At 60.1% G+C, this 14,756-nt stretch carries 7 protein-coding genes; all 7 read right to left on the bottom strand.

Translation table 11 applies throughout. From position 1 onward, the window contains the following. Window positions 1–90: 90 nt before the first annotated feature. The 7 genes from CFE428DRAFT_RS08735 to CFE428DRAFT_RS08705 all read right to left on the bottom strand — a co-directional run bounded on the left by CFE428DRAFT_RS08735 (window position 91) and on the right by CFE428DRAFT_RS08705 (window position 14,539). The gene (locus CFE428DRAFT_RS08735) at window positions 91–1,053 is read right to left on the bottom strand and encodes a peptidyl-alpha-hydroxyglycine alpha-amidating lyase family protein (RefSeq protein WP_006979147.1); all 963 of its coding nucleotides are present in this window, start codon (window positions 1,051–1,053) and stop codon (window positions 91–93) included. A gap of 128 nt (window positions 1,054–1,181) precedes the next feature. Further along, the gene (locus CFE428DRAFT_RS08730; protein ID WP_006979146.1) at window positions 1,182–3,284 is read right to left on the bottom strand and encodes an alpha/beta hydrolase family protein; all 2,103 of its coding nucleotides are present in this window, start codon (window positions 3,282–3,284) and stop codon (window positions 1,182–1,184) included. Window positions 3,285–3,500: 216 nt separating this feature from the next. Further along, window positions 3,501–4,007, bottom strand: coding sequence for a hypothetical protein (locus tag CFE428DRAFT_RS35560; protein WP_131989638.1), 507 nt, complete (start codon window positions 4,005–4,007; stop codon window positions 3,501–3,503). 334 nt (window positions 4,008–4,341) lie between these two features. Next, window positions 4,342–7,851 carry an RICIN domain-containing protein gene (locus tag CFE428DRAFT_RS08720; protein WP_006979144.1) on the bottom strand — a complete coding sequence of 1,170 codons (3,510 nt, stop codon included), beginning with the start codon at window positions 7,849–7,851 and terminating at the stop codon, window positions 4,342–4,344. Between the two features lie 355 nt (window positions 7,852–8,206). After that, the gene (locus CFE428DRAFT_RS08715) at window positions 8,207–8,602 is read right to left on the bottom strand and encodes a hypothetical protein (protein WP_006979143.1); all 396 of its coding nucleotides are present in this window, start codon (window positions 8,600–8,602) and stop codon (window positions 8,207–8,209) included. A 361-nt stretch (window positions 8,603–8,963) separates the two neighbouring features. Then, on the bottom strand, window positions 8,964–11,732 hold the full coding sequence (locus tag CFE428DRAFT_RS08710; RefSeq protein ID WP_049975589.1) for an RICIN domain-containing protein: 2,769 nt from the start codon (window positions 11,730–11,732) through the stop codon (window positions 8,964–8,966). Window positions 11,733–12,073: 341 nt separating this feature from the next. Then, window positions 12,074–14,539, bottom strand: a complete 2,466-nt coding sequence (locus tag CFE428DRAFT_RS08705) for an alginate lyase family protein (protein ID WP_207910715.1) — start codon at window positions 14,537–14,539, stop codon at window positions 12,074–12,076. Window positions 14,540–14,756 lie beyond the last annotated feature (217 nt).

Here is a 14,756-nt window from a genome sequence, read left to right as displayed (position 1 = left end):
CACGCAGCGTCCGCTTCCCGCACAAAGTGTGATGACTCCCCAATTCAGCCAATGAGCGCCGGAAAGAGAGGCTCCGAGTGCCGACTGAGGTCAGGGATGAACCGGCACGAACTTTTGCACGCGCTTCCCCTTGGCATCGCCGACGTACACCGAGCCATCCGGGGCCACGGCGATGTCGTGGCCGAGTTGAAACTGCCCAGGGTCGCGACCGTAGGAACCGAAACGGGGGACGACGTTTCCCTCGGGATCGAGTTCCACGGCCTTCGCATGCTCGGGTTGGTTCGGCAATTGGTCGCCACCGTCGATGACGAAGACGTGGTCATTCGCGGCCACGCTCACGCCATAGGGACGCCCGACCTGCGGACCTTTCCACTCGGCGAGGAATTTGCCCTTCGGGTCGAAGACTTGCAGGCGCGAGTTGGTGCGGTCGCAGACGAAAACCCGCCCGTGGGAGTCCACGGCGACGCCGTGCGGCAAACGGAATTTTCCCGGCTCGGTCCCCTTCCCGCCCCACTCGAATTGATAGTGTCCCGCGGCGTCGAACTTCACCACACGCGTATTGCGGTAGCCGTCGCTCACGTAGAATGAACCATCCGGCAGCACGGCCACGTCGGTGGGAAGATTGAAGTGTGTTTGATCCGAGCCGGCCACGCCACGTTCGCCGAGCGTGAGCAGGAGATGTCCATCGTGGGCGTATTTGAAGACCTGCTGCCGGCCGACATCCGTCAGCCAGACATTATCCTCACGATCGAGCGTCAACCCATGCGGCATGATGAACTCGCCTGCTCCCCACTCGGTGAGCAGCTTGCCGCTCTGGCCATCGAAAACGCTGATCGTCGGTTCGGCGATGGGCTCCTCGGGGAAAGCCGCCGTCCAATTTCGTTCATTGCGATGAAAGACGAAAACGTTGCCGTGGGAATCAACGCCCACGCCCGCGCAGACCCCGAGCGACCGGCCTTCCGGCAGCACCGGCCAATGGGGAACGACTTCATAGCGGGATTCGGCGAAGGCCCGAACCGACAGGACACAGACAAGTAAAAGGACACGCCACATGGTCTTAAAGACGGTGAAAGAAATCGGCGGTGAGGCTATAGGCCCGCAAATCACGCGAATGACGCAAATGGAAAAATCTTTCCATTCGTGTCATTCGCGTGATTCGCGGGCACTTTTTTCACATTCTCTTAGCCCTCCGCGGCCAGCGCGCCCCATGGTTCCAGTTGCTGGAGCTGTTTCGCGGCGAGCGCGCGATAGCAATCGGGCAGATCGAATTTCGCCAGCACGCCGGGGACAAGACACGACAGCGGCCAGTGATATTCCTCCGATTCGGCGAGATCGCTGTAGCTGGTCAGCGCATTCTTCAGCGTAACCTGCTTCACTCCATCGGCCAGCAGCGCGGCAAAGGTAGCGGGAATTGCTCCCCAACCCCTGCCTACGAGATGCACTTCCTCGTGACCGCAGGCCAGCAACCAATCGATGAGCCGCAAGACGTCGTGGGTCTTTTGGCCTGGGTAAGGCTGATCGAGCATGATGGAATGAATCGCGTAAAAATAATCGCTCCCATACGGCGTGAGGAAGGATTTCGGATCACAGGTATCGGGCTGGGATTCGCCGATGCCGCGCACATCGCAGGCGTAGATGGCCGACTCAGGCTCCGCCGCGATGAGTTGTGAGATCAGGGGCTCATTGCGCAACTCGGCATCGGCCGATTGATGCGAGACATAGAGAATCGCTCGCTTCACTCCGCGCGGTGGGCGCGATACCAGTGACGCGTCATCGAGGCGATAGACGAGCGCAAGGATTCCGGGTTCCGTTTCCACCGCGTAGGTCGCGGCGAATTTCTTCGGATAGTGGCGTCCGCTCGAAGGCCGAAGGATGCGAAAGTCGGGCGCGCCTTCATGCGCTGGCAGGCGCAGCGTTTCGCGCACGGCGGCTTTCAAGGCCTCACCGTCCACAGCGCCGCGTTTCTGCTTGAGCGCCCGCGAACGTTCCTGGGTAAAAGAAAAGACGGTGCGCGGTTTCATTTCCGCAACCTGGCCGTGCGGCGTGCACCAAAGCGTCTCGTCTTTCTCGATGGTCAGCGCCGGCTCCGTCCTGGCATCGGAAATCTTCGTGACGTGATTGAACCAACGATACATCGCTTCGCGGTTTTCCGGGCTGTAGCCGTGATAGGTTGGTCCCCGGAAGAGGCCGATGTTTTCCTCCGCGCCGAGCAAGCGATAGAGTTGCTGCAGGCGCGTGTAGGCTTCCTGAGTGCCGCGCGTATCGAAGAAATCTTTCTCCTGCGTGAGCAACTCCACGGGCTTTGGCGCCATGGCGGCGATGAAATCCGAGTGATCGAGTCCGAGCGCGAGCGCTCGTGGCGGACATTGCTCGGTATCGGCGGGAAGTTCGTTTTCGAGGTTGTGGAGAAAGGTGGTCACGAAGCAGCTCGGCGCGGCCATCTTCCAGCGCGACTCCACGCCACACAACCAGGTGGTCATGGTGCCGCCGCCGGAATTGCCGGTGACGCCGACCTGGCTCCCATCCACCTCGGGCCGGGTGAGCAGATAATCCAGCGCGCGAATGCCATCCCACGACCGCCAGGCACCGAAGAATTCGCCGACGAGGAATTGCTGGTTGCCCGCGTAGAGATGCTCGCTCACACCGCTGCCGTGGCGCGACTTCAGTTCCGCATTCGCATACTGCAGACGCTCGCCCTGGCCGATGGGGTCATAGATGAGACAGACATAACCGAGACGGGCGAGCCCCTGGGCAAAGGATTGATACGCCTCGGCTGCCTTGCCGTTCGCGGAGTGGCCGCAGGTCCCCACCACTCCGGGCCGGGGCGACGTGATGCCCTTGGGAACATAAAGATTCGCCGTCACCGGAAAATCCGGGCGGCTCTCGAAGATGACTTTCTCGATCTTGTAAGTATCGCGCTCGACGACGCCGGTAACACGCGGGTTGAGCGGGGTCTTTTCCGGCCATGGGCCGAAGCACTGCTGAATCTTTACGCGCACTTCCTCCACGTATTTTTCCGCGTCGCCTTTCGAGTGCAACGCCGCCCGGCGTTCGTCCGCGTGGCGCTGGATTTCGCGCACGCGCCCGACGAAATACTCCTGCACCATCCGCGGGAAATGATTCAGCGGCGCGAGGGTCGCGGCGGCAGGAGCTGCTTTTGTTTCGGCAGCGTGCACAGAGACGGCGCCGCCAACGCCGCGGAACGAAATGCCTGCGGCGGCGAGACCGGCGAGTTTGAGGACCTCACGTCGCGAAAGGACGTGATCGAGAGGAAGAGGATTCATGGTCTGGGGGAATGAAAGCCGCGCAAGGCCGGCGTTTTGGTGTCGTTTCGGCGAACTACCGGCAACGGCGACGATTATTGGGCGCGACGTGGAGCGAAAGCGAAAAAGATGTGCGCTCAGAAAACTTCCTCCGCCTTGCACGGCAAAACTGCAACCCTACTCATCCTTTAACGCCGAGGACCGCAGAGAATAGAGGTATCCCACGCGGCAGCGGTTTCATCGGGCCCCTTTCACGGGGAAAGGGGCTGCGGCGAGGCCCGCGATTTCGTCGGAGGCGCGCTGGCGGAGGGATTCGTCGGGGAGGGACTGAGCCCAAAGCGCCGCACCCCGCGCGTCCTGGAGCGCCCATTGATGGATAACCGAGATGACCGCCTCGTCGCGGGCGGGACCGGCGGATATGTCGGTGGCCACCAGGCGCGCGGCGGCTACGGGATCGGATTGCGCCCGCAAATAGGCGAGGCGGGCGAGCATGTCGTCGCGCAAGGCGCCGGGCTCCTGCGCTTTGGTCCACTCGTAAGCGCGCCCGAAGTCCTGGGCGGCCCATCGCGCGATGAGGCTGGCGGACAGACCGGGATCGACCTCCTGGAGTTGGTTGGCGATGGCCATCTTCATCGCGGCCAGAGGGTCGCGTTCGGCGATAGCAAGGCACCGGCGCTCGAGAAGGATGCTGGGATCAGTTCCGTCGCCAGATGATGACGGCAGGAGGTCGCCCGAGAAATCCATCTGCGTTAGGGGCCGAGGCTCAGACGGGAGCGGGTTGCCGGACTTCGTATGGCGCGCAAAGGCGTTTGTCGCAATGGTGGCGGCGGGCGACGTCGGCGGAAGAGGCCTAACGATGTAGTAAACTGCGAAGCCTAGCACGCAAGCGGGAACGATTCCGCCGGCAAGGCGGTGAGCAGAACGCATCTTCGAAAACATGTTTGTAAATGGCCCCGCGCTCCGATGAAGGGAACGCGGGGCGCAAGGGTCAGGTCTTATGGAGTAATCGAAAACAGCCACAGCTGATTGGCGTCACCGCTGTAGGGCCATTGAATGATTGCCGCTGCGTAATTACCGGTTATTGTGCAAGGGCAGAGACTTCCGACGCGCTTAACCCGTAGTTATAGATTCGCAAGTCATCAACCAATCCATTCAGGTAAGGATCGTTGAATTGCGATTTTCCCACGTAGTTTTGCGGTGTGTTTCCCAAGTTCGATGGCTGGAGAGTCATGTTGCTATTGCGGCCCACTTCCACTCCATCCACATACAAGATGCCAAGCGTGCCAGACAAGGTTACGGCAAAGTGATGCCATACGCCGGTCGAAGGGATCGAAGTGCCGTCAATGCGCTGTTCGCCCGCACCGCCACTGGTGGTAATAGCGTAGCGAATATTAGTGCCGTTGCTCGGTGCCAGGAACATATAAGCCGACGTGCCCCACCCGATGTCAAAGATCCGCGCCCAAGAGCTGACGCTATTCAGTTTAAACCAGCCCACTATGGTAAAATCTCCAAGTGTGTTGATAAAACCATTGGGATAACTGACATAGCTCGTGCTGGTGCCGTTTAATGAGACGGCGTTGTTAACCTTGCCCGCCGTCCAGGTCGCTCCAGCAGCCAGCGTGGCGGGAGTGGCTCCGATTGAAACTGAATCCGCCGCCGTTGTGCCGCTGGTTTCATCGAATTTCCATTGGTGAACAAGGCTGCCAGCCGTCGTTCCGATAGTGAGGCTGGGCGTCCATTGCTGGTTGTCGCCACTGTGGTAGGGCCACTGGATGACGGCCGCTCCGTCGGCGGTGCTACCGCTGCTGACGTCGGCGGCCTTGCCGCTGTTTACGTTCAGGAATTTGTAGGCTCCGTCGCCCACGGGTATGACGGTCCATTTCTGGCAGTTGTTATTGTTCGAGGGCCAAATCTGGACGATGGCCCCGTCGGCAGTGGAGGCCCCCGTGACCTCGAGCAACTTGCCGCTGGCGAGGCCCACGGCTTGATATTGACCGTTACCCAAGTGGGTGATGGTCCACTTTTGGCTGTTGCCGTCGCTCCAGCCCCATTGAACGGCATCCGTGCCGTCCGCAGTCCCACCGTTCGCGACGTCGAGGACCTTGTTGCTCTTGCGGCTGACGACGCGGTAGATGCCGTTCGGAATGGTTTGTCCGCTGTCGCCCCACAGACCGAGTTCCGAGAGTTGCACGGTGGTGTCCCCGTTGTTGGCCGTAATCTGGAGCTGGTAATATCGGAAGGCGGTGGTGTTTCCGATGTTATAGGTATTCACTCGGAACCAATCGGCGAAAGACTGGTTGCTCTGAGAGTCGAGGGTCGTCCAATTGACGCCGTCTTGTGAGCCGCAGAAGTTCCAGCTGGTCGGATTGCTCGCGGGCACGTCGCCGCTGTTGATCGTATATCGCTTCACCACCTGTGCGTTGCCCGCCCCGAAGTCATACTGGATCCAGCCCGTTGGCGAGGAACCGACCCACTTGGAGCCAGGGTTCCGGTTAAACGCCTGGTCGGAGCCCTGGGTGCCGGCGCCGCTGTTGGCGAATGCCGACGAGACGCCGCTGAAGGCGAGGTTAACCATCGGCGAAGGAAGCAAAGAATCTCCGAACTCGGGCGAGTTGCCGCTGGTGCCGATGGAGTTTTTCGCCCGGACCACATAGTAGTAGGTCGTGCCAGTGGCCACCGTCGTGTCCACATAGCTGGTAGTGGCGGTGCCAAGATTGCTGGCGATGACGGTATAGCCGCTGCCGGAAGTGGTGGAGCGGAGCACGTCGTAAGCGGTCGCGCCGAAGGAAGGCAGCCAGCGCACGGTAATGGCTTTGCTGGAGCCGTCGGCAAACACGGCCGCCGGAGCCGGTGGAGTCGCCGCCAGGCCGCCGCCGCCACCGGTGAAGGCCACGGCGGCGAAGGTGGCGGTGTTGGCCGTCGTAGTCCCGCTGGATATAAACATGCCGATGTAAACGGTGGACGGCAGATTGTCATAGTAGGAGCTGATAATAGGTGCCCAACTGGTGCCGTCCTGCGAACTGTAGGTGGTAACCAGGTTACCTCGGCGCTCAATTTTGAGCCAGTAAGGCAGTCCCGGAGGAAGCACTTGTGAACGTGTGCTCCAGCCGGCTCCACCCCAGTTTTCCGTCCAACCATCCTGCCGGCATTCCATCAGGTTGGTGGTTGTGGAGTTCTGCCACGTAACTCCGATCCAGCCACGCTCCGAAACGGTGGGGGACAGATTATCGCGCAACATCAACCCGCACTTGCCATTTTGGGTTCCAGAAGATGTGAATGAGGTGACCTGACCAACCAGGGCGCAGTCGCCGGTCATCGCTTGGTAAACGAATTGGCAGTCATCAGCCCTACCCGTAGCGTTCCAGACTCCGTTCCCGAGGCCGCTGACCGTCCACACATTGTTCGCGTAAGAAGCGCTGCTTCCCGCCGTCTGGGTGCCAAGGGTGGTCAGGGTTAGGCCGCTCGAGGCCAGTGAAACCGCCGGGCGAACAATCGCCGGCAGCGGAGTGGCGGTCGTAAAGTCGGCGGTCTTGGCATACATCCAGTTGTCCATGTCCACCGGCTGTTGTTCGAGTTTGCGGTCAATCCAAGGAGTCAGCAGGCCGCGGCGATTTTTATAGGCGTTTTGGATGATATAAAGCATCGAGCGACTGGCCGTGTAGGATCCCGCCGCATTGACATAGTAGGTGTAATCAACGGTGCCGTAAGGGACGAACGGATTATCGAGGGCGAGAGTATTGCGGGCGTAGTATTCGCCGCAGGCGAGCAGCCGGTTGTCCAATTCGGAGAAGAGGTCCACGCCTTGTTTCCAGGCGATTTCCGAGAGGAGCGCCTTGGACAGGAGGTCGCCTTGGCAGTGGCCTGCGTCACGGCCCGTCTCGCCCATCTCGCCCGTGGGCAGGTTGTTGGGCAGGCCGGAGCCCGGGTAGGTGCGGTAGACGTCGATCACATGGTCGAACTTGGCCGTATCGTCACAGAAAACGGCAATCGCCATACCGGCGACCATGTTGAGAGAGCCCTTATTGGCTTCGCCGGGGGTGTTGCCGCTGGCTGAGCAAGCGGGCCAAAAGACATTCAGAAAATAGTTTTGGACGGTGGTCGTATCCGCGGGCGTCCATCCGGGCCAGGTGCCGCGCAGGATGCTCGCTCCGCCTGCGTAGCGGAAGGCGTAGTCGCCGAGGTCGAGGCCGGATTCCTGCCCCCCGAAGCTCGTCTGCGTGTTCGCCCATGCGAGGAGGATGTCGTGCGCCTTTTGGGCATAAGCCGTGTTGCCGGTGAAATACCACATGCGTGCGAGGTTGAACACCGCAATCATGTCATTCCGCCATGGCCAGAGGTTCGAGTCGGGATTGCGGGTAACTGTCGCGAACGGACCCTGCATGGTGTAGTTCAGCGAGGAATGGCTGTCGGCCGCGAGCGCGGCGTAGCCAGACTTCCAGGGTTCCTGATTCAGGCTGGCCTTGAGGGTGGCCAGATCGTCGAGGGTCGCAGGAATGCAGGGATAAGTATAAGCCTGTGCCCGGGCCAATCCGAGCGTTAGCAGAAGCAGGAATGCTACGGCTGTGAGAATTGAGTTTTTTTGTTTCATGTTCTTGGGGGCGGGCTCTGCGTTAGGTTCTGGGTTATAGTGAAAGCTCTGGTCGTCTCAGCCGGCCCTTAGCGGGTGGTGAGCATGCGGTGGAAGCGGCGAGTCGTCGGGAGTTTCGAACACGGTCCCGCAGCCGTGGCCGAGAACGGGTTGCTTCGCGCCAAAGGTTGGGCGACGCCGGTGAATGTCTGGAGCGTTCATATCCGTCAGTTCCAGCCGCTCAGCGGAGCCGCCCGCCCTGCGGCTTGGCGTTGTCTTCGGGCGAGTTGACGCTTTCGCCGGCGGAATTGACGGCGGTAACAACATAGTAATAGTTACCGAGATGGTAATAGAGGTATCCCTCGCGGCAGCGGTTTCATCGGGCCCCTTTCACGGGGAAAGGGGCTGCGGCGAGGCCCGCGATTTCGTCGGAGGCGCGCTGGCGGAGGGATTCGTCGGGGAGAGACTGAGCCCAAAGCGCCGCACCCCGCGCGTCTTGGAGCGTCCATTGATGGATAACCGAGATGACCGCCTCGTCGCGGGCGGGACCGGCGGATATGTCGGTGGCCACCAGGCGCGCGGCGGCTACGGGATCGGATTGCGCCCGCAAATAGGCGAGGCGGGCGAGCATGTCGTCGCGCAAGGCATCGGGCTCCTGCGCTTTGGTCCACTCGTAAGCGTGCTCGAAGTCTTGGGTCGCCCACTGGGCTATGAGGCTGGCGGACAGACCGGAATCGACTTCTTGGAGGTGGTTGGCGACCGCCATTTTCATCGCCGCGAATGGGTCGTGTTCTGCGATAGCAAGGCAACGGCGCTCTAGCAGGATGCGGGGATCAGTTCCGTCACCGGATGATGACAGTGGAACGTCGCCAGGAAGCTCCGTTAGGGACGAGAGCTGCGGCTCAGACAGGAGCGGCGGGCTGGACTCCGTGAGACGTGCAGAAGCATGTGTCGGAATGGAAGCGGCGGGCGACGTTAGCGGAAAAGGCGTGCCGATGTAGTGCGCTGTGACGCCCAGCGCACACACGAGAACTACTCCGACGGCAATGCCGCGGGGAGGAAGCATATTTGAAAGCATGTTCGGAAAAGAGCGCCCCGCGCTCCAAAGGAGCGCGGGGCAAGAGGTGAAGGTGTTATGGAGAAATGGACAGCTGCCACAGCTGATTGGTGGCGCCGCTGTAAGGCCACTGGATGACGGCCGCTCCATCGGCGGTGCTGCCGCCACTGACGTCGGCAGCCTTGCCGCTGTTCACGTTCAGAAGCCTGTAGGCTCCATCGCCCGCCGGCGTGATCGTCCACTTTTGGCAGTTGTTATTATTCGATGGCCAGATCTGCACGATCGCGCCATTGGCAGTGGATGCATTCGTTACTTCGAGCAGCTTTCCGCTGGCGAGACCTTGGACCTGATATTGGCCATTGCCTAGGTGGGTGATAGTCCACTTTTGGCTGTTGCCGCCGCTCCAACCCCATTGAACGGCATCGGTGCCATCGGCAGTCCCGCCATTAACGAGGTCGAGGACTTTGTTGCTCTTGCGGCTGACAACGCGGTAGGTGCCGTCCTGGATCGTGCGACCGGTATCGGACCACAGACCCAGTTCGGCGATCGCTAGCGAGCCGGCGCCGTTGTTGGCAGTAACGTTGAGCTGGTAGTAGCGGTAGGCAGTAGTGTTGCCGATGTTGTAGATGTTCTGCAGCGACCGATCGGCGAAGGTCTGACCGCTCTGCGTGTCAAGCGTCGTCCAGGTCGAACCGTCGTTCGAGCCTTGGAATTGCCAGTCCTTCGGGTCGCGCGTCGCCACGTCGGCGCTGTTAACTGTATAGCGCTTGATGACCTGCGCGTTGCCCGAGCCGAAGTCGTAGCGGAGCCAGCCGGTGGGGCCGGGGTTGGTGGCGTTGCCGTTATACCATTTTGAGCCGGGGTTGCTGTCGAAGGCTTGGGCGGGTGCCTCCCAAGAGGGGGCACCAGTCACGCTGGAACTGGCCGTGCCTCCGAAGGCAATGTTGACCAGTGGCGTGAGCAGAGCAGCGCCGAACTCGGGTGAATTGCCGCTGGTGCCGGCGGAGTTTTTCGCCTGAACCACATAGTAGTAGGCCGTGCCTGCGGCCGCCGACCCGTCCACATAACTCGTCGTGGCCGTGGAGAGATTACTGGCGATGACGGCATAGCCGCTGCCGGAGGTCGTGGAGCGCAGCAGGTCATAACTAGTGGCGCCAAAAGAAGGCAGCCAGCGCACGGTAATGGCCTTGCTGGAGCCGGAAGCGAACAAGGTCGCCGGAGCGGCCGGAGTCGTCACCAGGCCACCGCTTCCGCCCGTGAATGCCACGTTGGCGAAGGTGGCGGTGCTTGTTGACGCCGTCCCACTGCAAACGAACAGACCGATGTAGAGGGTGGACGGCAGGTTGGCGTAGTAGGAACAAATCGTAGACGCCCAACTGGTGCCATCCTGCGAAGTGAAGGTGCAAATAAGGTTACCCCGGCGTTCGATTTTGAGCCAGTAGGGCATGCCCGGAGGAAGCGCTTGCGAACGGTCGTCCCAGCCGGACCCTCCCCAGTTTTCGGTCCAGCCGCGCTGATGAGATTCGAGCAGGTTTGTGGCCGCGGGCACGATTCCGATCCAAGCGCGCTGCGAAACGGTGTTGATGAGATTGTCGCGAATCATCAATCCCGCCTTGCCGTTGTTAGTGCCCGAATATTGGGCGGAAGTGACCATGGCAATCATGGCGCAGTCACCGGTCATCGTTTGGTAAGCAAATTGGCAATCGTCATTCTTGCCCACGTCGTTCCAGACTCCGCCCCCGAGTCCCGTCAACGTCCACACGCCGTTCGCATAAGAAGCGCTGCGTCCCGCGGTCTGCGTGCCAAGGGTTGTCAAAGTCAATCCGCCCGATGCCAGTGAAACCGCCGGAAAACTATTGGCCGCCGCAGGAGTGGCCGTGGTGAAGTCCGCAGTCTTGGCATACATCCAATTGCCGCCATCAATCGGCTGGGACTGGATTTTGCGGTCCATCCAGGGGGTGGCGAGGCCTTCGCGATTTTTATACGCGTTTTGAAGGAGGAACATGCAGGAGGAATTCGCGGTGTAAGTTCCCACGTCAGCATTGTTGACGTAATAGTTATAATCAATCGTGCCAAAAGGAACAAAAGGATTATCAGTGGCGAGGGTGTTGCGGGCGTAGTATTCGCCGCAGGCAAGCAACCGGTTGTCCAATTCGGAATAGAGATCCACGCCTTGCTTCCACGCGATTTCGGCTATGAAGGCGTCGCTCAAAAGCTCACCGAAAGAGTGGCCTTGGTCACGGCCCGTCTCACCTAGTTCGCCAGTGGCCAGGCTATCCAAAAGGCCTGCGCTGTGGACGGTGCGGTAGAGGTCAATAACGTGGTTGAACTTGGTGGTGTCGGCGCAGAAAACGGCGATCGCGAGACCAGCCTTCATGTTGAGAGAACCTTTGTTGGCGGGGCCAACGGTGTTGCCCGCGGCCGAGCACGCGGGCCAGTAAACATTCAGGAAAAGGTTTTTAACTGCCGCCGTATCGGCAGCCGTCCATCCGGACCAGGTGCCGCGCAGGATGCTCGCGCCGCCGGCATAAGAGGTGGCATAGTCACCGAGGTCGAGGCCGGACTCCTGGCCACCGAAGCTCGTCTGGGTGTTCGCCCAGGCAATGAGGATGTCGTGGGCTTTCTGGGCGTAGGCGGTGTTGCCGGTGAAATACCACATGCGCGCGAGACAATCCACAGCACTCATGTCACTCCGCCATTGGTTGAGGTTTGAGTCGGGGTTGCGGGTGACGGTCGCGAACGGGCCCTGCATGGTGTAGTTCAGCGAGGAATGGCTGTCGGCCGCGAGCGCAGCGTAGCCAGACTTCCAGGGTTCCTGATTCAGGCTGGCCTTGAGGGTGGCCATATCGTCGAGGGTCGCAGGAATGCAGGGATGAGTATAAGCCTGTGCCCGGGCCAATCCGAGCGTTAGCAGAAGCAGGAATGCTACGGCTGTTAGAATTGAGTTTTTTTGTTTCATGTTCTTGGGGGCGGGTTCTGCGTTAGGTTGTGGGTTAGGTTTTGGGTTATAGTGAAAGCTCTGGTCGTCTCAGCCGGCCCTTAGCGAGCATGCGGTGGAAGGCGGCGAGTCGTCGGGAGTTTCGAACGCGATTCCGCAGCCGTGGCCGAGGACGGGTTGCTTCGCGCCAGGGGACAGGGTGACGCTGGTGAATGTTTGGAGCGTTCATATCCGTCAGTTCCAGTTGCTCAGCGGAGCCGCCAGCCCTCCGGTTTGACGGTGTCCTCGGGCGAATTGGCGCTTTCGCCGGCTGAATTCACGGCGCTGACAACGTAGTAATAGTTATCGCCGCCAGTAACAGAGGTATCCACATAGGAGTAGTCCGTTGCTTTGGCTATGGTCGTGTATGGCCCGCCACTGGTCGTGGCGCGCTTGACCAAATACCACCTCGCCCCGAGTGAAGGCTGCCAGCGCAGGGGAACCGATTTTTCGCCCGGCGACGCCAGCAGTGCCACAGGAGGCGCAGGGATGGTAGCCGGAGCCTCATCGTCGCCACCGGTAATCTGCACGTGGGTAAAGGTGGTTGAGTTCAGCGCCCCGCTGCTTCCCGAACATACCGCCAAACCGATATAGACGGTCTCGGGCATCTCGTTGTACTGGCCCACATCGGTTGCCGCCCAATTGGTTCCGTCTTGGGAAATGTAGCCAGCGAGGATCCTGCCGACCCGTTCAAGCTTTACCCAATAGGAGGTTTGATTGATGCCAAGAGCTTTGGTGCCGTAGTTGGACCCACCGTAGATGCTGAATCCCTGGAAGTTCTGTTCGGCCTGACCTTTCTTGTTGATTAACATCAGGCCGCGAGTGGCGTTCGGGTCGAGGCTGGCGCGAAGCATGACGCCTGATCTGGCGTTTCCGCTATTATCTTCGATCGACTCAACCTTGGCGATAATCGCGCAATTTCCCGTAACTGCCTTGTAGGTGAAATGACAGCTCTGGTCGGGGTGGCGTGGATCCCCCGAGCCTTTGACCTTCCAGTTCCCGCCGGAGTAAGAGCTGGTCCCGGCTGGCCCCGCACGTCCTATGTCCACATCATGCATGCCCCGGGTAACAGAAGCTGTACCGGGAAACGAAAGGGCCGGAAGAGGCAGCGCGGTGGAGTGATCAACCACCTTTTCGAACATGAAACTTTCGCCGTCGATAGGCAGCTGCTGGCGCCTCATCTCGACATAGGGGGCTTGGAGTCCCTTTCGGACTACATACGCGCCGTGGACCAGGTTGAGGACCATCCTACCATGATCCCAACCATGGTTGGTATTATCGGCAGTGTAATATGCGTCGGTAGTACCGAAGGGGAGAAAGGGAGTAGGAACTTGCAAGTTGACTCTTCCGAAATATTCGCCCACGGCGAGCAGGCGGTTGTCCTGCTCCGAATAGAGATCGATCCCTTGCTTCCAGAGCGTCTCGGCCAACATGGCAAGAGAGAGGAATTGGCCGTGGAAGTGTCCTTGGTCGCGAAGAGAGTCGCCGAGCTCGCCAATAGGATTGGAATTACGAATCCCGATGTGTGGAAGCGCACGATACTGCCACAAGGTGGCCTCCAGCTTGGCGGGATCGTCATTGAAAATCTCCATCAAGGCGGCGGCAACCATGGAAAGCGCGCCCTTGTTACCCGCGCCATACATGTTTTCACCGTACTTGTTCGTGGCGGGCAAAAGGACCTTGGCGAAATAGTTTTTTACCGTGGCCGTGTCCGCTTCGGTCCAGCCTGGCCAAGTGCCCCGCAGAATTTCCGCTCCTCCAACGAACTTGTAGGCATAATCGCCGAGATCCAGGGTGGCCTCGCGACCGCTAAAGACCTTATGGGTCGTCGACCAAGCAATTAAAATATCGTGCGCCTTTTGAGCATAGGCCTTGTTGCCGGTAAAATACCACATCCGGGCAAGACACCAGATGGAAGTCATGTCATTCCGCCACGGCCCTAGGTTTACGTTGGGGGCCCGGCCCACCTCCGCGAACGGTCCAGACATTCGACCTCCCACTCGCGAGTGTGGATCCGCCGCCAGCGCAGCGTAGCCGCTTTTCCATGGTTCCTTGTCCAAATTGGCTTTGAGCGTTTTGAGATCCTCGAGATTGAGCGGAGCACTGGGATGGGCGAATCGCCGCGAGAGGACAGCCGTGCGAGAGTTTACGTGCATTGGTTGAACCTCTGCGGAAGCCACAGCGGCGGGGGTTCGCCCCTCCATCGCCGCCTGCGCGAGCATGCGCAGGTTGGTGATGTCAACCGGAATTCGAACCGTCGCATTGACGACCCGCAGGTCCACAGTCGTTGCTGTGAAGTCTACTATCTGCGCGGTCGCACCCGCAGGAACCTCCACTTTGCCGCTTTCCTTATGGTTCTCGGTGACCGCGAAAATCACAGGCGTTCGCAGAACGAGTTGCTTTGGCGCACGCTCCCGGTGATCGCAAAGCCAGGCAATCGGATCCGTCTGTGGTAACGCCGGGGCGGGAGCAGGCACGGGCGTGGAATTCTTTGAGGAATCTTCCACCGGAACCGGAGTGGTAGCAGGCCGGGAATCGACTGCAGTTTTAGGCGCTAGATTCGCATTCGAGTGTGCCTTGATGGAAGCTACCCTTTGATCCCGCACCAATTGCGGCGCCACATCGTCCTTCGACGTGACAAAGCAGTATGAGGCAACCGCGAGCAGGCTGAACAAGAGCAGAAGCCGCCTGTTCCCTCCGGATATTTTCTGTGCCGGATTCGGAATGGAAGTAGCCGATCGCGGACGCTTCGGCGTCGTCGGGTTCGGCGGCACAAATCGCCGAGGCTTGTGCGCACCTCTGGAGGAGTTCTCCACGCTTTGCGGGCCCTGTCGAGGAGGTGCGAAGCTTGCGAGATCAGGCGCTTTCAACGGCTGTTGGCACTTCGGGCAA

The organism is Chthoniobacter flavus Ellin428, assembly GCF_000173075.1.
Classification (GTDB): Bacteria; Verrucomicrobiota; Verrucomicrobiia; order Chthoniobacterales; family Chthoniobacteraceae; genus Chthoniobacter; species Chthoniobacter flavus.
Note: the sequence above shows the minus strand (reverse complement) of the source record. Positions and strands in the feature narration are given on the sequence as shown.

What these genes read in the sequence shown, in the direction of transcription:
- CFE428DRAFT_RS35560 (WP_131989638.1), bottom strand. Translation starts at nt 4,007, where the DNA reads ATGGATTTCTCGGGCGACCTCCTGCCGTCATCATCTGGCGACGGAACT.
- CFE428DRAFT_RS08730 (WP_006979146.1), bottom strand. Translation starts at nt 3,284, where the DNA reads ATGAATCCTCTTCCTCTCGATCACGTCCTTTCGCGACGTGAGGTCCTC.
- CFE428DRAFT_RS08735 (WP_006979147.1), bottom strand. Translation starts at nt 1,053, where the DNA reads ATGTGGCGTGTCCTTTTACTTGTCTGTGTCCTGTCGGTTCGGGCCTTC.
- CFE428DRAFT_RS08720 (WP_006979144.1), bottom strand. Translation starts at nt 7,851, where the DNA reads ATGAAACAAAAAAACTCAATTCTCACAGCCGTAGCATTCCTGCTTCTG.
- CFE428DRAFT_RS08715 (WP_006979143.1), bottom strand. Translation starts at nt 8,602, where the DNA reads ATGAAAATGGCGGTCGCCAACCACCTCCAAGAAGTCGATTCCGGTCTG.
- CFE428DRAFT_RS08710 (WP_049975589.1), bottom strand. Translation starts at nt 11,732, where the DNA reads ATGGCCACCCTCAAGGCCAGCCTGAATCAGGAACCCTGGAAGTCTGGC.